Source organism: Victivallis lenta, from assembly GCF_009695545.1.
Classification (GTDB): Bacteria; Verrucomicrobiota; Lentisphaeria; order Victivallales; family Victivallaceae; genus Victivallis; species Victivallis lenta.
Window position 1 is genome coordinate 1 of sequence record NZ_VUNS01000041.1, and the last position, 20,803, is coordinate 20,803.

Consider the following 20,803-nt stretch of genomic DNA (forward strand, 5'->3'; position numbering starts at 1 on the left):
GAGCGGTTCGCCGTTTTCGTCCACGCGCCCGGTTTTCTTCATCCACTCGTGAAACGCCGCGACCTGTTCGACCCGGTCCTGCGAAAGTCCCGCCGTCCAGGAGATCGACGGCCGCGCCTCCCTCTCCGCCAGCGTCAGCGCGGTGTACGCCGACGCGAGCCCGAGCAGGAGCGCGATTATGGCGAACCGCTTCCTCATTTGACCGGGGCGGCTTCGATCAGGTCCGCCAGGCGGGAACGCCAGGCGTAGACTTTCTGCGGGTCGCGGGTGTATTCGGTCAGGCTGCCGACGAGCGCGGCGGGGACCGCGAGTGCGGCTTCGGCTTCACGCTGCCATTGCGGATTCCGCCCGGCCTGCTTCGCGGCGGCGAGCCGCTGTTCGAGAAGCTTCACATAGGCGTAATCCTCGAGCCCGTCGCGGAAATTTTCGAGCCGGATCGAACCGAGCGGCGTGCCGTCCGGTCCCGGATAGGTCCAGTTGCCGTCGCCGTTGTAGCCGGGGAAGCTCTGGGCGATCCAGTCGGTATACGGTCCGGCCGTGACCGGGGCGGTGTTGTTCCACAGGCTCGTCTGATAGTAGAGGAAGCCGTCCGGACGGTATTTCGCGCTCATCGCTCCCGTCAGCAGCCGGGTTTCGATGCCGGAGGATTCGATGAAGTTATTCGCATACGGACGCCTCGGCGCAAGGCAGATGTACCACCAGACCTGCTTGCCCGCCTTGCGGGCGGCGGCGGCCTGTTTTTCGTTGAATTGCGGCGTCAGCGGGCAGAACCAGTCGATCGACCCGAGCCGTCCGTCCGTGCCGAAGCTGTCATCGTAGGCGGTCGTGAAGAGCGGAACGTCCGGAAACTCTTTCTTCAGAATCGCGGCGGCGCGTTCGGCGGCCGGAAACTTGTCCGCCGTGGATTCGTCGCAGCCGTAGATGTAGGCGTGTTTGAGAATGCCGAGCCGCTTTGCCTTCTCATAGCGCGGCCGGATGCGGTCGATCGTGCTCTGCATTCCGTAATTGTCCGCCGGATTTTCCGAGGCCGGATGGTAGTAGCCGAGGCTGAACATGCCGAGTTTCCCCTCCCGGTCGAGTTCGGCCAGCAGTTCGAATTCCGGCGCCCAGTCGCCGTACTCGTAGAGGCTGTCGATCATGAGGCCGTAGCCGGCCAGCATGTCGCGCCACGCCTTCTTGTGCTTCTTCCAGGCGTGGACCGGGGCCGCCGGACTCTTTCGCGCTTCGGGATCGAATTCCGGGTTGCACTTCGGCATCAGGCCGTCGTTCGGCCAGAAGGTCACAGCCAGTGGCAGCATCGGGCGATTCGGCAGCGCGAAGTCGCGCACCCGGACCGAGACCGGAACCGAGAAGGCGGTCTTGCCGCCGATTGTGATTTCGGCTTTGCCGCTATAGACTCCGGCGGGCTGTCCGGCCGGGATGTCGGCTTTGATCCAGAACGGCTGCGCTTCGTCCGCTCCGACATCAACTGTATTGAGGAAGGCGAGCAGCGGGTCCGGCCAGAAACCGACGTATTCGGAGCCGGAGCGCGGCACGAAGGTCGTTTCGACGAAACCGACCGGAACGGCGGAGAGCGCGGAGCCGGGCAGCGTTCCGGCCGGGCCGGTGAAGGCGGTCAGCCTGACGCCGACCTTTTTCCGTTCTTTCCCGAGCGGCATGACGATAAGCTGGGCTGCCTCCTTCTCGTTCCGGGCGGCCTCGATCGCAATGGTTTCCGGCAGCGGGCGGAACACCGGCACGCGCGGCAGGACCTTTTCCATCGGCGTCGCACAGCCGAGCAGCACATCCTCGTAACCCGGCGCGGCGGAGACGGTTTCCCGGAGCGCCTCGAAGCCGGACATGGCCGAAACGAGGCTCCGGATGGAGCTCCAGTCGGGTGGCGTGCCGTTCTTCACGGAAAGCAGCAGGTCATTGGCTTCTCCGCTGCGGAAGCGGGCAAGCTGAGCATCGACGCGTTCCCGCACGCGACGGGCCGCGTCGGGGGAGAGGCTGCGGAAGTCGAACGCGGCCGCTTCGGCCTCCAGCTGCTTCAGCCGCGGGGCGAGAACGGCCGCCTGCCGCCTGAGGATCTTTTGCCGGTAGCTCCCCGGCAGTTCCGGAACGGGGTCGCCGGGCTCCAGCAGCGTGAAGCCGCCGATGAAGAAGCGCATTGCGTTCTCCGGATTTTCCGTGTAGCAATGGATGACCGAGATGTCTGCCGGATCGACCCCTTTTCCCGCAAAAGCCTGTTTCAGCGGCAGTACGAGCTGTTTCGAGCTGTACGGAGAGAGCATATGGGCAAAATGGGCTCCCTGCCGGAGCGGTTTTTTCGAGTCGCTGATGAAGATGTTGAATACCATTTCGGCAGCGCTGTCATTGTAGACCGGAACGGCGAGGCGGTCGTATCTGCTCCACTCTTTTACCGGAAGGGAGCGGGTCTCGAAGGCGGGCCAGACGGATGGTCCGCCTTTCCACTCCGGTCCGCAGAAAAGCAGCCCCTGTTTCCCTTCGGCCGGGTACTCGGCCGAGCGTTTCACGACATCTCTTTTCGCTGTGCTTTTCCAGCCGCCGTCGGAGACGCTGAAGTCGAACAGGGATTCGGCGGCGAAGGCGGCGGACACGGCGGCTCCGAAGAGGAGCGCCGCAATAGTTTGCTTGAACGGATTCATGAATACTGTTCTCCCTTATTTCCGGTCGAAGACGAATTTTTTGTCCCACACTCCGATCTGGACGCCGGTTTCACCCTGTGCTTCATACTCCTTTTTGCAGGTCTCCTGAAAGGCGCCCGGTTCCATGATCGCTGCGGCATGGCCGTCGAGGAACAGGAAATTTCCGTGGCTGCCGTGCTGCCCGAGCGAGTAAAAGCTGCTTCCGTCAACATTACCCGCTGAAAAATCCTTTGTCAAAAACGCCATTGCATGCATCGTCCCGAATTTTCCCCACCCGGATGACGGATTCTGTTCCTTATACTGACTGTAGGTGTCGCCGAGGTAGATGAAGCTGGAGGGCTGCCGGACGCGCTGCGTCGGATAAAACACATTTCCGGGGCCGTATTCGACAACCCGGCATTTGGCCGGGACCTGCTGCTGGCGGCTTCCGTAGGTGTAGTAGGCATTTTTTGTCACATCCGGGTCCATCTTGGTGGTCAAGTTGGCCGGGCAGATCGCGTAGTCCGCAGCCCCCGGCATATAGCCGAGCTTCCGGATCGGCGTGCTCCAGCACGCGGTCCACTCCAGATCGACGACCAGCATGCCGCTCCAGTCGGCGGTATAGCCCGCCAGCGCCAGTCCGCACTGTTTGAGATTGCTGGTGCAGGAAGCGCTCTTGGCCCGGCCGCGCGCCTGATTCAGTGCCGGCAGCAGCATCGAGGCGAGGATTGCGATGATCACAATCACCACCAGAAGCTCGATCAGGGTGAAAAGTCTGTTTCGTTTCATTTCCGGTTTCCTTTCTGTTGCTGGTGTGTTCCGGGGCGAATCTGATAGGTGCGCGAATCGTAGATGAACCGGTGCGGTTCGACTTCGCGTGACGGTGGTGCCGTGCTTGCCCGGAAACGGCAGGTCGGCGGAATCATGACCTTGCAGTTCCTCCTGCCGGACGCGAGCAGCTTGAATGCCTGCCGGGCCACGGCTTCGACCGGGTGTTCGACCGAGGTCAGCGTCTCGCTGATCGAATCGATTCCGGCGATGCTGATCTCCCTGCCGACCTCGCGGCCGGCGGCGGTGAACGCTTCGGCCAGCTTCACCGCATAGTAGTCGTGGGTGACGAGAACGGCGGTGCAGGTGTTGTAGATCTCGTCGAGCAGCCGCGGAGTGAAGATGAAATTGTCGTGCAGTTCGAAGCGGACCAGCTGCCGGTTGACCTGGATTCCATTGTATTCGAGGCTCCGGGTGAAGGCGCCGAGCGCCCTCGGACACATCGCTTCGTCTTCGTCGAGGAACATGATCTGGCGGTGGCCGAGCCCGAGCAGGTGGTTCATCATCTGGCTGACGCCGAGCGCGATGTCGGAGCTCACACAGTTCAACGGCCCGCCGTTCAGCCAGAAGTCGTTGATGATGACCGTGTTGATTTCCTCCTGCTGAACCAGCTCCCAGATTTCGTGTTCGGTGCAGTTCCAGAACGGCGGCCGGATCAGGTAGCGGCAGTTTTCGTTTTTCAAACTGCGGATGAACTCAGACGCCTTCAGCGCGTCGCCGACCAGGAGCCGCGCTCCGATCGCTTTCGCTTCGCGCGAGACGGCGGAGAGCACCGACAGATGGTACGGATTGTAAGTCGCGTGGACCATGTAGCCGACCACGTCGATCGGCTGCCACGATTCCTGCCGGGCCACGAAGGTGCCGACGCCGTTCTGCCGCACCAGGTGTCCGCTGCCGACCAGGTTCGAAAGGACGAGCTGGGCGGTCCCCTCCGAAATGCCGTAGCGTTCAGCCAGCGTGCGCCCGTTTGCCAGCCGGTCTCCGGGCCGGAGTTCCCCGGATTCGATCCGGCGGATCAGGTCACGGTACATCGGGTCGCCGCATTTCCGTTTTCCGGCTTGTGTTGTGTTGATCATCGGGCCGCCATGCTTTTAAAAAAAATTGAATGTCTCTAGATAATATTATACTTGAATCCGGTTTTTGAACCAAAAGCTTTTAAACGTATTTTTCATCTTTTATTTTTTGTGCCGCGAGGCGGAATCCTGCGGCGCGGCGGCGATGGAAAAAAATCGGATTTTACTGGATTTTTCAATTGAAAAAAAGCTCCATAGGCGTTAGAGTACTAAACAAATAGCCGGGGAGATTCACCACTATGAAAAAATCATTCGTTTTTGCTTGTTTCGGCGCTTTCTGCGCGGTCGGCGCATGGTCCGTTTCCGCCGCCGAGGGCGTGGTCACCGCCGATGTGCTGAACATTCGCACGCAGCCCGATCTCAAATCTGCGGTTGCGGTCAAACTCGACAAAGGGTTCAAGGTCGAAGTGCTCGGGGAATCCGGGGATTTCGTCGAAATCGCGATTCCGGTGACCGCACCGGTCTATATTTCCGCGGTTTATCTGAACGAGGGAAAGACCACTGCGCCGCTTAAGATGTACACGGCCGGCAGTACGGCCGCCGCCAGCTACGGTGTGCTTCCGAAGGGAAGTGAAGTCAAGATGCTCGAAATCGACCGCTACGGCTGGGCGAAGATCGAGCCGCCCGCCGGAATCAAGCTCTATGCCGCCAAGCGGTATGTGGCCGTGACGCCCGACGCCGCGAAGCCGGAGGCGAAAGCCGAAGAGAAGAAGGACGTGAAGCCGGAAACGAAGCCGGGGGCGAAAGCCGAAGAGAAGAAGGACGTGAAGCCGGAAACGAAGCCGGAGGCGAAAGTCGAAGAGAAGAAGGACGTGAAGCCGGAAACGAAGCCGGAGGCGAAGGCCGAAGAGAAGAAGGACGTGAAGCCGGAGGCGAAGGCCGAAGCGGCTGCCGTGATGACCGCCGCGACCGAAAAGGCGCTGGCGGATATCGGCGTCGATTTGCAGAAAGGAACGGCCGTAACTGTGACCGGAACGCTGCTGAAGCTTGAGAACACGACCGTTCCGATTCTGCAGTTCGTGCTGATGCGGAACGGCACACACGAATATTACCTCTGCAGCGACCGGTTCCAGCTGGCCTCTTACGGCGCCGCTCCGGTGACGATCAGGGGGCGTTCGTTCCGGGTCCCGAGCTGGCGCGTGCCGGTGCTCTACATCGAGTCGGTCACGCCGGTCAAGGCCGGAAAATAACTCCGGTTCCGCGGTGACGGGCAAAAGCGGCGGAAGCTGTTTTTGCCCGTTTTTCGGGAAGAATCCCGGAAATTTTCGGCCCTGTTCCGTTTTTTTACTTGACTAAACCCGGAATGGATGTATTTTATAATTTCTGTATTTGAACAACTTATTGGCAGCAACATCAATTTCAGAATAGAAGGAATGAGAAGATGAAAAGAACATTTCAGCCCTCGAACCGTCGCCGCAAGCGCAGAATCGGATTCTTCGCCCGCATGGCGACCAAGGCCGGTCGTCTGGTAATCAAGCGTCGCCGTCAGAAGGGCCGCGCGCGCCTGACCGCGTAATCCATTTATGAATTTCCGGGTTCGGCGGAGCGCACCGCCGGGCCTGCGTCTGAATCGGCATAGTGAAAAGAACACTCGTCAAAGCGGATAAGATCCGATTCAAATCCGAATTCGATCAGATCCGGCGGAACGGGACCAAGCTGGTCGGTTCGAGAATGCTGGCCGTATACGCTCCGGCGCCCGATGGGAAACTTCGGTGCGGAGTCGTATGCGGAAAGAAATACAGTCTCCTGGCAGTCAAGCGCAACCGGGCAAGACGTCTCTGTTGGGAGAGCTTCCGGCTGCTGAAGGATCGGCTGGAGGTCTGTCACCTGCTCCTGATTCCGCGCCGGCGGATGGAGGAGGCGAAACGGCCGGAGGTCACCCGCGAGCTGGCGGGGCTGCTGGCGAAGGCCGGGCTGCTGCCGGCGGTGGTTGCGGATTCTCCGCCCGAGTGTTGATTGGATTGATCAGGATTTATCAGTGGACGATTTCACCGCTCCTGCCGAATTGCTGCCGGTTTGAGCCCACCTGTTCCCGTTATGCCGTCGAAGCGCTGCGGGTACACGGCTTCTGGCGCGGGAGTTGTCTCACTGTCTGGCGGCTGCTGCGCTGCCAGCCGTTCTGCAGGGGCGGCTGGGACCCGGTTCCGCCCCGTTCGAAGCCCCCCGTTCCCCGCTGATGACGGCAGGTAGCGGCCGTGCGGCCCGGAAAGTTATGTTTTTCCCTACTGTACAGGTTGTAAACAGTGAAATTCGATAAAGAAACGTTTGTTTTCATCGCCATATGCATTGTGATCCTGATTGTCGGCAAGCCGATTGCCCGTCACTTCGGGCTGGTTCCCCAGGTTGCCGAACGGGATGTCTCCATCGCGGTCTGGGCCGCCGAGAACAAGCCGGCCGAACCGTACCGGGTTCTGAAGAACGATCAGATGGCGCTGACGTTCGAGCCGGAAAAGGGAAAGATCGACCGGATCACTTTCCCGAACTATCTGAATTCCACCCGCGAATACCCGATTGATCTGTATCAGGGGCTGACCGGGGTCGGCGCCTTCTCGGTGTTCGACGCGGCGGACAGCTGGGAGCTCGTGAAAATCGAAGCCGACCGGATCGATGACGAGCAGAAAACCTACACGCTCTCCCGCCGGCTGCGCACGGGTTCCGGCAGCGAATTCGTGCTGACGCAGGAGTGGAAACTCGGAGAGAACTACCAGACCGACTGCAAGGTGACCTTCCGCAATGCGGATGCCGGCAGCCCGATCGTTTTCCGGAATCTCATCGTGAACGGCGGCGACCTCGCGCCGTGGGCGATGTACTCCGGAGACATGGTGCGGATTCCGTCGCACCGTATGGATGTGCTGACCACGGCCGGGAAATACCTGGATCTGAAGGCGGGGGTCAAGAAGGAGGACGAAGCCGGTTTCTTCGTCGTTCCGCCGCCGCAGGTCGAGTGGGCCGGTGCCGGCAACAAGTATTTCGCGACGCTCCTGACGGCCGACAAGCCGTTCACGCTTTACCAGAACCGCTTCCTGTACCACGGGCTCAAGGAGAAGAACGTGGTCATCGAGGTCGGGGCGCAGTACCCGAACTTCATGCTCGGCCCGGGCGCGGAGCAGTCGTTCGACTTCCGCGCCTATTACGGACCCAAGGTCATTTCGTTCCTGAAGGATTTCGAGCCGGGAGCCGCCCGGGTCATGCATCTGGCCTGGGGGCCGCTGGATTATCTGGCACGGCTGCTGCTCTGGGTGCTGGTGGCGCTGCACGGATTGATCGGCTCCTACGGGGTCGCCATCATCCTGCTGACGCTGATGGTCCGCGCGCTTTTCTACCCGGTGACGGCGAAGGCGAATGCGTCGATGCGGAAAATGCAGCAGCTCCAGCCGAAGATCAAGGCGCTGCGCGAGCAGTACAAGGACAATCCGCAGCTGCAGTATACGAAAATGCAGGAGCTGCAGCGCGCCGAGGGCGTCAATCCGCTCGGCGGCTGTCTGCCGATCCTGCTCCAGATTCCGGTGTTCTTCGCGCTGTACGCGACGCTGGACGGCGCGGTTGAGCTGCGCCAGGTTTCGTTTCTCTGGGCGAAGGATCTGGCGGCGGCCGATACCGTGCTGACGATCCCGCTCTATTTCTTCAACCTGCCGATCAATCCGCTGGTCCTCATCATGACCGGACTCATGGTTGTTCAGCAGCATATGACCCCGATGTCGCTCGATCCGATGCAGAAGAAGATGATGCTGGCGATGCCGATCATCATGCTTTTGTTCCTCTACGATCTGCCGTCGGGCCTGACACTTTACTGGAGTGTCAGCAACTTCTTCAGTATCATTCAGATGCGCTTGCAGCGGCGCCACTACAACGATCAGGGGGCGACGCCGGCGAAAGCATCCGGCAAGTAGCGCCCCGCCAGCTTTAAAAGAGGAAGACAGAACCATGTCGGAAAATGAAAAATTCGAAGAACGGAAAGCTAAAATTGTAAAATCCCTGACCACGATGTTCGACTATCTCGGGCTCTCCGCGTCGCTCCGGGTGGAGGAGAAGGGAACCCGCATCGGGGTCAAGATCAGTTCGGAAGACGCCGGCCGCATCATCGGCCGCAAGGGGCAGACGCTCGAGAGCCTCCAGCTGCTGCTGAACCGGATCATGTTCAAGGATGACGAAGAGTGTCCGCACATCATGCTGGACATCGACGGATATGCGAAGGGTGAGCGCGGCGCGCGCTCCGAAGCCGATGACGAGTCGGAGGAGGGAGGCGAACGCCGTCCCCGCGAGCGTCGCGAACGCCGTCCCCGCCGGGAGGAAGACGGCGAACGCACGACCAAGGACCAGCTTGAGCAGCAGGCTCTCGATGCGGCGAAGGAGGTCAAGCGCTGGGGCGAACCGGTGACGCTGCCGGAGATGAACGCCCACGACCGCCGCATCATTCATGTGACTCTGAAGAACGACCCCGAACTCACGACCGAGTCGATGGGGGAAGGCGCCATGAAGAAAGTCGTCATCTCCCTCAAGAAAGAGGACTGACGCGAATTTTGCGGCCTGTCGCCGGGAAGAGCGGGGAAAAATGAAAAAATACATTTTCTCCGCTTGATTTTCCGTTGAGTACGGTCTATATTAGAAAATGTTGCACGGGGTGTGGCTCAGTCTGGCTAGAGCGCTGCGTTCGGGACGCAGAGGCCGGAGGTTCAAATCCTCTCACCCCGACCATTTTCAAAATTCTCCGCCGACCGGTCTTCTGGTCGGTTTTTTCGTTTTGGGGGTAAATTTGAGCTCAACTCGCGTTTTGCCCGAAAGCGGAGAATCTCCACTTTTCTCTTATGAAGGTGTGTTTCAGACCTTCTCCCGGTAAATTCTCCGGGGGAGTAAAAGACCGGTCTTTTGGTCTGGAGAGCATTTTTTGATGGAAACACACGTTGAGAAGCTCGACCTTTGATCGTCAATTTTTCTCTGCTATACATTCATTTTGTAATCTTTTATTAAGGTAACATGTTTATAATTAAGCAATAATGCAAAAATAAACTTGCAGAGGACATGCGTTCTAAAAATCAAGAGGTCGACCCCCTATTTGCACAATTCATAACAAAAGTCTTTTTGATTCAGAGAATTTTTCGAGTTTTGCGAAATTCGCTTTTCAGAACAAACGACCTTTACTCAAAAAACAAAACGGAGCAAGATCTTTGCAAGGAAAGAACTTACTCCGTTTTTTTGCAGGGATATTATTTGAAGAAGGGATAGTATTTCGGAAATATCAATCCCTTTTCTGATCGATCTCAAGAAGATGCATGGGGAATTGTGATTTCAGAATTAATCGTGAAACATCTTTTCCTGTTCCGCCCATGAGTCGGGAAAACTCCGACGGCAACTATCGAGGGAAAGGTCAAGTTCGCCGGAGAGGAGTTTATGGATGATCTTAGGAGAAAGGAGTGTCAGGCGAATCGTCCGGGAAATCAGCCCTGAATCAACTCCGACGGTTGCAGCCAGATCTTTGATGTTGGAAAATTTTCCTTCATCAATCATTTTCTGCCAGCACGCTGTTTTCGATGTTTTATGTCGGATTCATCGTCCGCCTGGTCAATCCGTATATGCGCTGGCTGGACAACTGGCTGTGCGGGACGGCAACGGAAAACGCGCAGGCGGACAATGTCCGGAATTATCCGCTGGTCATCACGGTTTCCCGGCAGTACGGCAGCGGCGGACACGAACTCGGGGAAAGGCTGGCGAAAGCCCTGCATATTCCGTTTTATGACAAAAGCATTCTTTATGAAGCCGCAAGAGAACTGGGAAGCACGCCGAAACGGGTGATGCGGAAAGAGCAGAGTCTTTCCAATGCGGATCTGCTGAAAATGATTTTTGAAAAAGGCGGCGGGGTTTCTCCGGAAATGTCGCTTTCGGAGGACGATGCCATTTTTGTCACGGAAAGCCGCATCATCCGGACGCTGGCGGAACGGAAGTCCTGCGTCATCGCCGGACGCTGCGCGGATTTCATTCTGAAGGATCATCCCCGCTGTTTCCGGATTTTCGTCCAGTCCGGACTGGAATTCGCAAGGGAGCGCGTCGCAGTCTATACCGGACTGCCGCTTCCCGAAACCGACCGTGAAATTCTCCGGGTCAACCGGGAGCGCGCCAATCACTACCGGCAGTACACCGGCAGGAAGTGGGACGACGCAGGCAATTACGACCTGGGTGTCAACACTTCCAGAATCCCGCTTGAGCAGGCCGTGAAGGCAATTCTGGCGGCGCTGGAGGAACAGCGGTAAGCGTCTCCGCAATCCTCCCGGATTCCGTCTGCACCGACGGAGGGAAACGGAGCGGCGCACCATGCGTTTCTGCCCCCCGCCGGACTCGCCCGGAATCATTTCCGCTTCAGACCGCGTCAATATATTTCCGGATGTTGGATACGTTGATGATGCGCTCCGCCTTCCCGTCCTTTTTGACAACCAGCGTCGGCGCCTGACGGACCCCGAAGCGTGCGGCGGTCTCCAGATCATCGTCCGCGAACACCACGTCATAAGTGATTCCGGCCTGATCCAGAAACGCTTTGGCGGTCTTGCAGTTCGGGCAGGTTTTTGTGGCGAAGAGGATGAAGTGTTCCTCCTCTTTCTTCGCCTCCGCTTTCGTTTCGGCGGGCGCATCGGCGCATTGCAGCGCGATGTTCTTCGCGCTGTAGACCTTGCGCTGTTTGTACTCCTGAAGCTTGCCGTCGTTCCAGTTCTGGACGGGCCGGTAATAGCCGGTGATGCGGCTGTAGACCTCGGTGCGCTGTCCGCAGTGCGGACATTCGAGCTTTTCCCCCGGAAGATAGCCGTGCTGCTTGCAGACCGAATAGGTCGGAGAGAGCGTGTAGTAGGGGAGCCGGTAGTTGGTTGCGATCTTCCTCACCAGACTGGCGGCGCTCTTCCAGTCGGGGAGCTTCTCGCCGAGGAACGCGTGAAAGACGGTGCCGGAGGTGTAGAGGACCTGGAGATCGTCCTGAATGTCAAGCGCGCTGAAGATGTCGTCGGTGTAGCCGACGGGCAGATGCGAGCTGTTGGTGTAGTAGGGCGTTTCGCTGTTTTCCGACGCCGTGATGATGTCCGGAAAACGCTTCCTGTCATGCTTGGCGAGACGGTAGCTGGTGGATTCCGCCGGCGTCGCCTCCAGGTTGTAGAGATCGCCGTATTTCTCCTGATAGTCGGAGAGACGCTCGCGCATGTGGTTGAGAACCTCTTTTGTGAACTCCTGCGTCCGTTTGTCGGTCATGTCCGCGCGCAGCCATTTTGCATTGAGTCCGACCTCGTTCATCCCGACCAGTCCGATGGTGGAGAAGTGGTTGTCGAACTTGCCGAGGTAGCGTTTGGTGTAAGGATACAGTCCCTCGTTCAGGAGCTTGGTGATGATTCTCCGCTTGATGTTGAGCGAGCGCGCCGAAATGTCCATCATATGGTCGAGGCGCTTGAAGAAATTCTCCCTGTTCTCCGCGAGATAGGCGATGCGCGGCATGTTGATCGTGACGACGCCGATGGAGCCGGTGCTTTCGCCGCTGCCGAAGAATCCGCCGGACTTCTTGCGGAGTTCGCGCAGGTCGAGCCGCAGGCGGCAGCACATGCTGCGGATGTCGCTCGGCTCCATGTCGCTGTTGATGTAATTGGAGAAATAGGGAGTGCCGTATTTCGAAGCCATCTCGAAAAGAAGGCGGTTGTTTTCGCGGTCGGACCAGTCGAAATCGCGCGTGATGGAGTAGGTCGGAATCGGATACTGGAATCCGCGTCCGTTGGCGTCGCCCTCGATCATCGTTTCGATGAACGCCTTGTTGATCATGTCCATCTCTTTCTTGCAGTCCTTGTATTTGAAGGGCATCTCCTTTCCGCCGACGATCGCGTTCAGTTCGGCGAGGTCGTTGGGGACCTCCCAGTCCAGCGTGATGTTGGAGAAGGGCGCCTGGGTTCCCCAGCGGGAGGGCGTGTTGACGCCGAAAATGAAGGATTCGATGCACTTCTTGACCTGGTCGTAGGAGAGGTTGTCCGCCTTGACGAAGGGGGCGAGATAGGTGTCGAAGGAGGAGAAGGCCTGCGCGCCCGCCCATTCGTTCTGCATGATGCCGAGGAAATTGACCATCTGGTTGCAGAGCGTCGCAAGATGGCGGGCCGGCGCGCTGGTGATCTTGCCGGGAACGCCGCCGAGCCCCTCCTGGATCAGCTGGCGGAGGGACCAGCCGGCGCAGTAGCCGGTCAGCATTGAAAGGTCATGCAGATGGATGTCCGCATTCCGGTGCGCATTGGCAATCTCGTCATCATAAACCTCGGAGAGCCAGTAATTCGCGGTGATGGCGCCGGAGTTGGAAAGAATCAGCCCGCCGACGGAGTAGGTGACGGTGGAATTCTCCTTGACGCGCCAGTCGCTGATCTTGAGATAGCTGTCCACCGTGCTCTTGTAATCCAGCGCGGTTGAAGAAATGGAGCGGAGTTTTTCCCGCTGGCGCCGGTAGAGGATATAGGCCTTCGCGACATCGGCGTAACCGGCCTGCACCAGCACGGCTTCCACGCTGTCCTGAATGTCCTCGACGGAAATCAGGCTCTCTTTGATCTTCGGTTCGAAATCGGCCGTGACCTTCAGCGCGAGGAAATCGATGACCGACGGGTGATACTGTTTTTCCTGGGCTTCAAAAGCCATCCGGATCGCGTCGGAAATCTTCTGCAGATTGAAGTCGACGTTTTTTCCGTCACGTTTCTGGACCTGATACATGTTGTCTCTTCCTCCATGATTTTTTGAATTGAAATTGCCGTTCTCTGTCACGCCCCGCGGATTCCGGCATTCGGAACAAAACGCTGCACCGCCGCAAGACACTGCGCCATCTCATCGCCGGAAAGCGCGCTGCATCCCTTCCCCAGCAGATTCCCCGAATCGACGAATCCCTGCAGAAAATAGCGCGGCACCCCCTGAATCCAGGCTCCGATCGCCTCAAAATCCACGGCATTGTGAAACTGCCGGACCACGGTGGTCCGGAATTCATACGGGACTTTTCCCTGTTTCAGATAGGCGACGCTTCTGCGCACCGCGTCGAGCATTCCCTCCTCCGCGGTGGTTTCCCCGTATTTCTCGGGAGCGTTCTTGATGTCCAGCGCGACATAATCCACGCAGTGCGATTCCACGATCTCGCGCAGACGCTCCGGAAACGAGCCGTTGGTATCCAGCTTGACCGCAAATCCGGCGTCGTGCACCCTCCGCAGAAACCCCGGAAGTTCGGGATGCAGCAGAGGCTCTCCTCCGGAAACGCAGACGCCGTCCAGAATCCCGCGACGCCGTTCAAGAAACGCAAAAACGGAGTCCTCATCCCACGCATCCGCCTCGCCGTCGCGATGCACCAGCGAGGCGTTGTGGCAGAAGGGACAATGAAAATTGCACCCGAACGTAAACACGGTGCACGCCACTTTGCCCGGAAAATCAAGCAAAGTTAATTTCTGCAGCCCGAAATGAAGTTTCCCCATATTTCCCGAATCCCGAAAAAAATGCGACGCCGAAACCGTCGCACCACCCTTCCAAAACACTACATATTGTAGATGAGGAAGAATATAAGAGGTATATCTTGTGTTTTCAAGATGAAAATCAAACATTTTTCTAAAAAAAAAGTTTTGCCTCCTTGCAATCCGGAAACGCCTTCTCCGGCGACTGCCCGGAACGTGCGGCATCTGTTTCCGGAATGCCAGGATTCCGCAGGCCTTTCAGAAAAAATCGAAAAAACAATGAGGTACGCTTGAAAGTGAAGGAATGCGGATTATACTAAAAACGGGATGAGGAAGCCGCCCGGCTTCCATAGTGTTTGAATATGGGGGGACTTGCAATGAGCGCCGAATCGCGTTTTCTGATTTCTCGCTTTTTTCCAGTTGCGCCTTGCCGCGCCTTGTCCCGTGACCGGATGACATCCGTAAACGGGATTTGACTCTCGCGGATACCATCGCCTTGCCGCCCGGCGGATCAACCCGGTTGTGCAGCGGATCCGCTTCCACGGTTCTCCTCCCGTTCCGGACGCCGGCTCTTCTGTGCAATCGGACCGGAAGCGCAACAAACGTCTCCGGATGCAGACAAAAAAACAACAATACGAGGAGGGGGAAGTATGAACTCGCCGGTAAAACCGAAAAATAAAATGTTCGCCGCAGGCAAATGGATGCCGAAAGACCGGGAGACATTGACACAATGGCTGCTGAAAATCATGGAAAAGGCGGAAAAGGACACCGGACCACTGAAACCGGTGCTTGAGGATTTCACCAGAGACGCCCTCATATTTATGCCTATACCGAGCCGCAATACGAGAAAATGCCGTGGCAGGGAAAGCGTCGCGGGAAAGGCGTTCTCAAAGTTGGCTATACCGCAAAAAGTGTGAAAGAACGGATCGAAGAGCAGTATCCCACCATCCGCCCCGGAAAGCTGCCGTATAAAATCGTTTTGGATGAATTTGCCATCCGCGATGACGGAACACTCTTTACTGATCACGATGTTCATGCCATGTTGGACCAGATGGGAGCTGTACGTTGCCGGAGTGAAAAGGGCAAGAAATCCGAATGGTATGAATGCACCGTGGATGATATCCGTGCCGCGATCCTTGCCGTCCGTCGTAGAAAACCGAATCCGGAGCGCAAGCTGGACACTTTCAAAATGCGCCCGGAACAACAACAGGCTGTCCGGGTTACGGAAGAGTATTTTAAGGCAAATAAGTATAAGGTCGGCGGAAAGGCTCCCCATTTTCTCTGGAACGCCAAAATGCGTTTCGGAAAGACTTTTACTGCCTATCAGTTGGCAAAGAAGATGGGATGGAAGAAAATCCTTGTGCTGACCTTCAAGCCTGCCGTACAGAGCGAATGGCGCAAAGATTTGCAGGGACATATTGATTTTGAAGGATGGCGGTTCGTTTCCAAAGATACCGAATTGCAGTTTGCCGACCGCGATCCCGACCGGCCCTGCGTCTGGTTCGCCTCATTTCAGGACATGCTTGGACGCACGGACATCGGCGGGATCAAACCTCGTAATGAGGAAGCACACGCGACCCAATGGGACTGCATCATTTTGGACGAATACCACTTCGGCGCGTGGAATGAATCCAGTAAGGAACTCTACGATGCCGAAGATACCAGAACAGAAGCGGAAACAGATAGCCAAGGAGATCAAGTCGGAATTCGATCAGAATGCCCAAATGACCAGGTTGCAGTTACAACATTTGGAAGCGGAATTGGAACGTTTGCTTCAATGGAAGCCCAAGGAGAAAAAACGTCCAATTCCGCAGAAGAAAACGAATGCGCAGTTGCGTAATGAGAAGCTGGCTGACATCCCGGATTTATTTGATTTGTAGATGTCAGCTTCCTTTCAAAAGAATCTTTTCCTGTTCCGCCCATGAGTCGGGAAAACTCCGACGGCAACTGTCCAGGGAAAGGTCAAGTTCGCCGGAGAGGAGTTTATGGATGATCTTAGGGGAAAGGAGTGTCAGGCGAATCGTCCGGGAAATATGCCCTGAATCAACTCCGATGGTTGCCGCCAGATCTTTGATGTTGGAAAATTTTCCTTCATCAATCATTTTCTGCCAGCGGAAAGCCCGGGCAAGAGCCAGCTGAACTGGAGTATATTCTACATGTTCACTGTCGGAGGTAAAAATCCTCGTTCTGCCACCGGCGATTTTGAAAATCAACGGGATCGTCACCCGGACATTCCCGTTTTCCAGAACTTCAATCTGTTTCTTCTCCATTCGCGATTTCCTCCATAAGAGTTTTGATACCTGAACTCTTGAATTCTACAGTGAGCTTGCCTTCGTGAACTTCGACCTTTTCCAGAAGAAGATGGAGAAGGCGGTTCATTTCACCGGGCGAGATCTCCTGCCAGAATGTTTCTTTGAACAGTTCTGCGATTTTTTCTGCGGGAAGATTCAACACTTGTGCCAGTTTTATCAGAATCGTCGGTGTCTGAAGCATTTTCACCACCTGCTCCCGAGTGATTCGCTCCACTTCTCCTGCGGGGATCTGACGCACCGGGCAAGTCGATGTTGCCCGCTTGGAGTCCCGAGAACACAGATAATAAAAATATCGCTTTCCATTCTTGCGTGCATAGGTCGGCATCATTGCGCAATCGCAGTGTCCGCAGCGTAAGATTCCTTTTAATGGAGCAATGATTTCAGTCCTGGGCATATGGGCTGGTGCGGGATCATTCACTCTGAGAATTTCCCGAGTCCGATCCCAGACGTCCTGGGCGATAATCGCTTCCTGTTCTCCATCACAAACGCTGTTTTTGTAGTTGACCTTACCAATGTAGGTATGGTTGCTCAGAATACGATAGATGTGCGGTTTATCCCATGCTTTCCCCTGCTTGGTTCGAATTCCGTCTTTGTTGAGTTCCTGAGCAATCAGAGAGGGAGACTGGATTTCAATGAACCGCTGAAAGATTCTTTGGATAACCCGCGCTTCTTCCGGCTCAACAACCAGCTTCTTGTTTTCCACCCGGTAGCCCATTGGAACACTGCCGCCGACCCATTTGCCTTTTTTCCGGCTGGCGGCCATCTTGTCGCGAACCCGCTCGGTGATGACCTCCCGCTCATATTGCGCGAAGGTGATAAGAATGTTGAGCATCATGCGCCCGGCGCTGGTGGCGGTATTGATTTCCTGCGTCACCGCGACGAACTGTGTGCCCCATTCGTCAAATTTCTTGGAGAGGTCTGCAAAATCACAGATGGATCGGGACAGTCGGTCGATCTTGTAAACCACGATGATGTCGACCAGCCCGGCTTCACAGTCGGCAAGGAGCTGCTGAAGCGCCGGGCGTTTCATATTGCCGCCGGAATATCCTCCGTCGTCATAACGAGTCGGGAGGCAGACCCATCCGTTGGCTTTCTGACTTGCGATATAGGCTTCGCCAGCCTCCCGTTGAGCATCCAGACTGTTGAATTCCTGATCCAGTCCTTCCTCAACGGACTTGCGTGTGTAAATCGCGCATCTCTTCTTTGGAATCGTCTGCATCACCATCACTTCACCCCGAAAAAGAGTTTGCCGTTCCAGCGAGTCCCGGTAATTTCGCGGGCGATGGCGGAAAGCGATTGATAGACCGTTCCGTCATATTCGAATTTTCCATTCCCGAGAGCCGTCACTTCATATTTTTTACCTTTCCAGACCCTCTGGTAGCGAGTTCCGCACACATGGGAAACTCCATTTTTTCCATACCGGAGGTTTGCCTGGGGATCGCCGTCTGCAATCTGCTCAAGAAGTTGCCGGTCCGCTTCGGAGAGTCCGCCGTAATAAATCTCTTGAATCCGGCAGGCAAGACGGCGGCGCAGGTTTGCAATATTGGTCTGCCCCGGTTCAAAGCCAAAGAGGTCACAGAATTTTTCCCGAAGTTCTGCCTGATTCATCAGATCCAGCAACTCCAGCTGCCGTTTTACCTCAGATTCATTCATCATGCCGTAACCCCTTTGCTTTTCTCTATATACAAGCATTTATCCCTGCGTTTATCCAGTTCTTTTGCCTTGATTCTGCGAAGAACTGCGGCAATCAGATCGATCGCCTGACGAATATTTTCGGGGAGTTCCCGTTTATCCATTTTTCTGCCTCCTGAGTTCGGAAAGTTTGAGTCTGCCATTCGGAGGAATCCCTCCAAGGCGTTTGTCGGAAAGGCGGATCATCGGCTTGCGGTCGAGCTTCGCGGGAAGCGTCTCGGGCAGAGACGCGCCGAGCATGGAGCCGCAGACCGCACAGCCCGCGACGCAGTCCAGAAAGTGGTTGTCGTGCGACTGCGGCTTGAGTTTCCACTCGTCGACCGTGCGGCCGCGCCCCTGTGTTTTGACGCGGTATTCGGCGGTCAGATGCTCCGCGAAGAGCTGATGAGCGCCGGGGATCCGTCCGTAGAGCGTGAGCGACCCCTTGTCGCCGACGGGAACCGCGAGCCGCGCGTGAATAAAACTCTTCCAGTAGTTCGTGTCGTATATGACATGCCGAATCGCCCGTTTCCCGGCGACATTCGGAATCATCCAGTTGAATCCAAGCCGGTCGCCCTGCTGTTTGCGGTATTCGGTCATGGGTTTCGAGGATGCTCCGACGTATCTGCCATGCGACGGCAGGATCACTCCGGCGTGGGAACTCTGACGGCAGAACTGATAGACGACATCGGTTGACTGTCCCCAGTTCGCATCCACGAGGGCGCGTTCGATTTTCAGGACAGCCCCGTCCTCGCGCTCCCACTCGCGCCCGAGGCATTCATCGGTCAGCGCGGACAACGCGGCGTACAAGGCCCCCTCGAAGCCCGCTTTCGGGAAGAGCGTCTGAATGCTCGGATTCGCATCGGCAAGCGAATACTCGTGCCGGTGCTGATCCGGCCATGAGCCGTAGTCGATGACCGCGCCTGTGAAGTCCTCCGCCCATGCGATCACCACATAGAAAAGCAGCGCTTTCTGGACGTCGACAAACATCGTGAGGCGATCGCATTTCAGCGGGACGCGCCGTCGGGCAAGTCCGTTGATCTTTGCACAGATCTCGTCCACGGAAAGAAGCGAGTCATCCGCCGTGTCATCCGGGAGCGGGTCGTTCTGATATTCCGACTGAAAGGCTGCTTCATCCTGAAACTTCAGGTTCATTGCGTGTTGAAGCGCCGATACTTCATCGTGGTTGAAGCGGGCTTCCCAGCTCACTTCCGCACCGGCGTCCATCGCTTCCCGGTTCGCCAGATAAAACTCCGTCGCCTTCTGGAAATTGCCCTCCGTGCGCAGAGCTTCCGCCCGGATCTCGGCATATTCCTCCCACAGTTTCATATTCGTGGGGAAGCGGTAGACCATTCGGGTCTTTTCACCGTTCCAGTCCGGATGGGTGTTTCGGTTGAGGATGATGTCGGCCATGTCGCCCGGGCGGATGATCGTGCAGGGCATGATCCCGGAGATTTTCTGCCCCGGACCGGCAAGTCCCAGGATGTCTCCGGCAAGCACACGAACCCGCTTGCGTGTCTGTTCCAGCGATCCGGCGGATTCCGAGGTCTGCGGATCGTCGATGATGACAAGTGATGGGCGCACGCTCCGGCCGTCGCTCCGCTTGAACTTCATACCACGGATACGTCCGGTGATGCCGGCAACTCGGACGATGATGCCGGAAGCCCTGCTTCCTTCGACGGTCGGCAGAACGATCTCGTTGCTTGTCCAGGTGATGCGGGTGCGCTCGCCCTTGTAGAGCTGTCCGGCGCACCGGTTCGCGATCCCCTCCAGCTGTGCCACCGGATAGCACACCTCCGGGAAGTCTTCGGCGAGACGCTCGTTGACTTCCAGCTCGGTCTTCAAAGAATCCAGAAGCTCCAGAGCCGCTGATTCAGTCGCGCCGATCAGTACCACGAATTCACGATGCCCATAGAGCATCGACCAGAGCGCCGCGCTTTCCGTGATAGTTGTCTTCCCGGAACCGCGCGGGAGCGCCAGCGCAAAGAGTCCGCCTCGCAGAACCGCCGTTTCAATCTTCTCAATCACCTTCAGATGATCCGGCGACCATGCAAGAGAATAGGTCTCCGGGAAATAGCTCTCGCAGAAAAGCTGGAAATTCCGTTCGCACGCGGCTTTCCTGTCGGGATTCACGACCTCCGGGAGCTGGCCGATGTCGCGTCCGGCGAGCGACTGTTCCGCCTGACGGTCGCGCTCGGCATTGCGCCGATCCTCATAGCTGCGTGCGCCGGACGTCTCCTCCGGAGTGTGTTTCCGGTCGAACATCCAGGCAATGTATTTCAGGAGGTTGATGTTGCGCGGATTCTCCGAGGAGCCGATCCGGAAGCCGACGCGGTTGAACTCGCGGTAAAGCCGCGCCTGCGCCAGAACAAATCCGAACGACGTGGAGTTCAGAAGCCGCGCGACGTCCACCACGCGCATGTTACTCGGATTGATCGGCATCGTCTTCCTCCTTCGCCAGCCAGGCGGCATATTCAACCAGGTTGATCGTGCCATCCGGATTCTGCGGCGCACCGGAAGCAAGATCCTCGGCAATCATCTCCGGAGAAGCGGTCCGGGATCCGGCCTGTTTCAGCAATCTCACCAGCACTTCAGGCTGCAATGCAGTGATTTTCAAAGAATTATCCATCTATTTCGCCTTTATTTTCAGATTGCGACTGGATAAGTGGCGCAAGTCATGGTTGTATATGAACCGGCGAAGCAAAGAAGTCGCAAGTCAAACAATATCAAAAATTAACAAGTCTTCTCTCGAAGGTGTGAGTACGGCGGAGCCGCACGGAACACCGGAGAGCGGGGACCCCGAAAAGTAGCGGTCCTGCAGCGCAGGGCCCCGAGGCCCGTGGCCAAAGGGGAAGCAACTTTTT

Annotated in this window: 23 protein-coding genes and 1 tRNA gene; 10 read left to right on the forward strand and 14 right to left on the reverse strand. The window is 57.0% G+C overall.

Annotation, left to right across the window (positions count from 1 at the left end):
• The 4 genes from FYJ85_RS21320 to FYJ85_RS21335 form a co-directional block, all read right to left on the reverse strand.
• Positions 1-198: hypothetical protein (locus FYJ85_RS21320; RefSeq protein WP_154420721.1), on the reverse strand; the 198-nt coding region annotated here is incomplete at its 3' end.
• On the reverse strand, positions 195-2,648 hold the full coding sequence (locus FYJ85_RS21325; RefSeq protein ID WP_154420722.1) for a DUF4091 domain-containing protein: 2,454 nt from the start codon (positions 2,646-2,648) through the stop codon (positions 195-197). The genes FYJ85_RS21320 and FYJ85_RS21325, both read right to left, overlap by 4 nt.
• A 15-nt stretch (positions 2,649-2,663) precedes the next feature.
• Positions 2,664-3,416 carry a prepilin-type N-terminal cleavage/methylation domain-containing protein gene (locus FYJ85_RS21330; protein WP_154420723.1) on the reverse strand — a complete coding sequence of 251 codons (753 nt, stop codon included), beginning with the start codon at positions 3,414-3,416 and terminating at the stop codon, positions 2,664-2,666.
• Positions 3,413-4,531, reverse strand: a complete 1,119-nt coding sequence (locus tag FYJ85_RS21335; RefSeq protein ID WP_106053369.1) for a LacI family DNA-binding transcriptional regulator — start codon at positions 4,529-4,531, stop codon at positions 3,413-3,415. The genes FYJ85_RS21330 and FYJ85_RS21335 overlap by 4 nt, the downstream gene beginning before the upstream one ends.
• Positions 4,532-4,767: 236 nt before the next feature.
• On the opposite strand from FYJ85_RS21335, the gene FYJ85_RS21340 reads away from it, so the two are divergent.
• The 7 genes from FYJ85_RS21340 to FYJ85_RS21370 all read left to right on the forward strand — a co-directional run bounded on the left by FYJ85_RS21340 (position 4,768) and on the right by FYJ85_RS21370 (position 9,223).
• A complete protein-coding gene (locus FYJ85_RS21340; protein ID WP_154420724.1) occupies positions 4,768-5,718 on the forward strand; it encodes an SH3 domain-containing protein in 951 nt (316 codons plus the stop codon).
• Positions 5,719-5,909: 191 nt separating this feature from the next.
• Positions 5,910-6,044: a 50S ribosomal protein L34 gene (gene rpmH, locus FYJ85_RS21345; protein ID WP_106053368.1), complete on the forward strand. Its 135-nt coding sequence runs from the start codon at positions 5,910-5,912 to the stop codon at positions 6,042-6,044.
• A 62-nt stretch (positions 6,045-6,106) separates the two neighbouring features.
• Positions 6,107-6,484, forward strand: a complete 378-nt coding sequence (gene rnpA, locus FYJ85_RS21350) for a ribonuclease P protein component (RefSeq protein WP_154420725.1) — start codon at positions 6,107-6,109, stop codon at positions 6,482-6,484.
• A complete protein-coding gene (gene yidD, locus FYJ85_RS21355; protein WP_106053366.1) occupies positions 6,478-6,705 on the forward strand; it encodes a membrane protein insertion efficiency factor YidD in 228 nt (75 codons plus the stop codon). The genes rnpA and yidD overlap by 7 nt, the downstream gene beginning before the upstream one ends.
• A 66-nt stretch (positions 6,706-6,771) precedes the next feature.
• Positions 6,772-8,418, forward strand: a complete 1,647-nt coding sequence (gene yidC / locus FYJ85_RS21360; RefSeq protein WP_106053365.1) for a membrane protein insertase YidC — start codon at positions 6,772-6,774, stop codon at positions 8,416-8,418.
• Between the two features lie 34 nt (positions 8,419-8,452).
• Positions 8,453-9,040 (forward strand): Jag family protein, encoded by a 588-nt coding sequence (locus FYJ85_RS21365; RefSeq protein WP_154420726.1) that lies wholly within the window; start codon positions 8,453-8,455, stop codon positions 9,038-9,040.
• A gap of 105 nt (positions 9,041-9,145) precedes the next feature.
• Positions 9,146-9,223: transfer RNA gene (locus FYJ85_RS21370), tRNA-Pro, on the forward strand.
• A 597-nt stretch (positions 9,224-9,820) separates the two neighbouring features.
• On the opposite strand, the gene FYJ85_RS21375 is transcribed toward FYJ85_RS21370, so the two are convergent.
• The gene (locus FYJ85_RS21375; protein ID WP_154420727.1) at positions 9,821-10,033 is read right to left on the reverse strand and encodes a hypothetical protein; all 213 of its coding nucleotides are present in this window, start codon (positions 10,031-10,033) and stop codon (positions 9,821-9,823) included.
• Positions 10,034-10,056: 23 nt separating this feature from the next.
• Here FYJ85_RS21375 and FYJ85_RS21380 point away from each other — a divergent pair, with 23 nt between their 5' ends.
• Positions 10,057-10,773: a cytidylate kinase-like family protein gene (locus FYJ85_RS21380; RefSeq protein WP_154420728.1), complete on the forward strand. Its 717-nt coding sequence runs from the start codon at positions 10,057-10,059 to the stop codon at positions 10,771-10,773.
• A 106-nt stretch (positions 10,774-10,879) separates the two neighbouring features.
• Here the strand turns inward: FYJ85_RS21380 and FYJ85_RS21385 are convergent, their stop codons facing one another.
• From FYJ85_RS21385 to FYJ85_RS21395, 3 genes are all read right to left on the reverse strand, one after another.
• Entirely contained in the window at positions 10,880-13,237 is a 2,358-nt protein-coding gene (locus FYJ85_RS21385) for a ribonucleoside triphosphate reductase (protein ID WP_154420729.1), read from the reverse strand.
• A 47-nt stretch (positions 13,238-13,284) separates the two neighbouring features.
• Entirely contained in the window at positions 13,285-13,980 is a 696-nt protein-coding gene (locus tag FYJ85_RS21390; RefSeq protein ID WP_154420730.1) for an anaerobic ribonucleoside-triphosphate reductase activating protein, read from the reverse strand.
• Between the two features lie 234 nt (positions 13,981-14,214).
• Positions 14,215-14,499, reverse strand: coding sequence for a hypothetical protein (locus FYJ85_RS21395; protein ID WP_154420731.1), 285 nt, complete (start codon positions 14,497-14,499; stop codon positions 14,215-14,217).
• Between the two features lie 107 nt (positions 14,500-14,606).
• Between FYJ85_RS21395 and FYJ85_RS21400 the strand changes: the two genes are divergently transcribed.
• Positions 14,607-14,873, forward strand: a complete 267-nt coding sequence (locus FYJ85_RS21400; protein ID WP_154420732.1) for a hypothetical protein — start codon at positions 14,607-14,609, stop codon at positions 14,871-14,873.
• On the forward strand, positions 14,807-15,796 hold the full coding sequence (locus FYJ85_RS21405) for a DEAD/DEAH box helicase family protein (protein ID WP_154420733.1): 990 nt from the start codon (positions 14,807-14,809) through the stop codon (positions 15,794-15,796). Before FYJ85_RS21400 ends, FYJ85_RS21405 begins: the two co-directional genes overlap by 67 nt.
• Positions 15,797-15,839: 43 nt before the next feature.
• On the opposite strand, the gene FYJ85_RS21410 is transcribed toward FYJ85_RS21405, so the two are convergent.
• The 6 genes from FYJ85_RS21410 to FYJ85_RS21435 are packed head-to-tail and all read right to left on the reverse strand — an operon-like array spanning position 15,840 to position 20,568.
• Entirely contained in the window at positions 15,840-16,226 is a 387-nt protein-coding gene (locus FYJ85_RS21410) for an E3 UFM1-protein ligase 1 family protein (RefSeq protein ID WP_154420734.1), read from the reverse strand.
• Positions 16,207-17,493 (reverse strand): recombinase family protein, encoded by a 1,287-nt coding sequence (locus tag FYJ85_RS21415; protein WP_154420735.1) that lies wholly within the window; start codon positions 17,491-17,493, stop codon positions 16,207-16,209. Before FYJ85_RS21415 ends, FYJ85_RS21410 begins: the two co-directional genes overlap by 20 nt.
• Positions 17,493-17,924, reverse strand: a complete 432-nt coding sequence (locus FYJ85_RS21420) for a DUF2924 domain-containing protein (protein WP_235903259.1) — start codon at positions 17,922-17,924, stop codon at positions 17,493-17,495. The genes FYJ85_RS21415 and FYJ85_RS21420 overlap by 1 nt, the downstream gene beginning before the upstream one ends.
• Entirely contained in the window at positions 17,921-18,064 is a 144-nt protein-coding gene (locus FYJ85_RS21425; protein ID WP_154420124.1) for a hypothetical protein, read from the reverse strand. Before FYJ85_RS21425 ends, FYJ85_RS21420 begins: the two co-directional genes overlap by 4 nt.
• Positions 18,057-20,381 carry a terminase gpA endonuclease subunit gene (locus FYJ85_RS21430; RefSeq protein WP_206213384.1) on the reverse strand — a complete coding sequence of 775 codons (2,325 nt, stop codon included), beginning with the start codon at positions 20,379-20,381 and terminating at the stop codon, positions 18,057-18,059. The genes FYJ85_RS21425 and FYJ85_RS21430 overlap by 8 nt, the downstream gene beginning before the upstream one ends.
• The gene (locus FYJ85_RS21435; RefSeq protein ID WP_154420738.1) at positions 20,362-20,568 is read right to left on the reverse strand and encodes a hypothetical protein; all 207 of its coding nucleotides are present in this window, start codon (positions 20,566-20,568) and stop codon (positions 20,362-20,364) included. Before FYJ85_RS21435 ends, FYJ85_RS21430 begins: the two co-directional genes overlap by 20 nt.
• Positions 20,569-20,803: the final 235 nt, after the last annotated feature.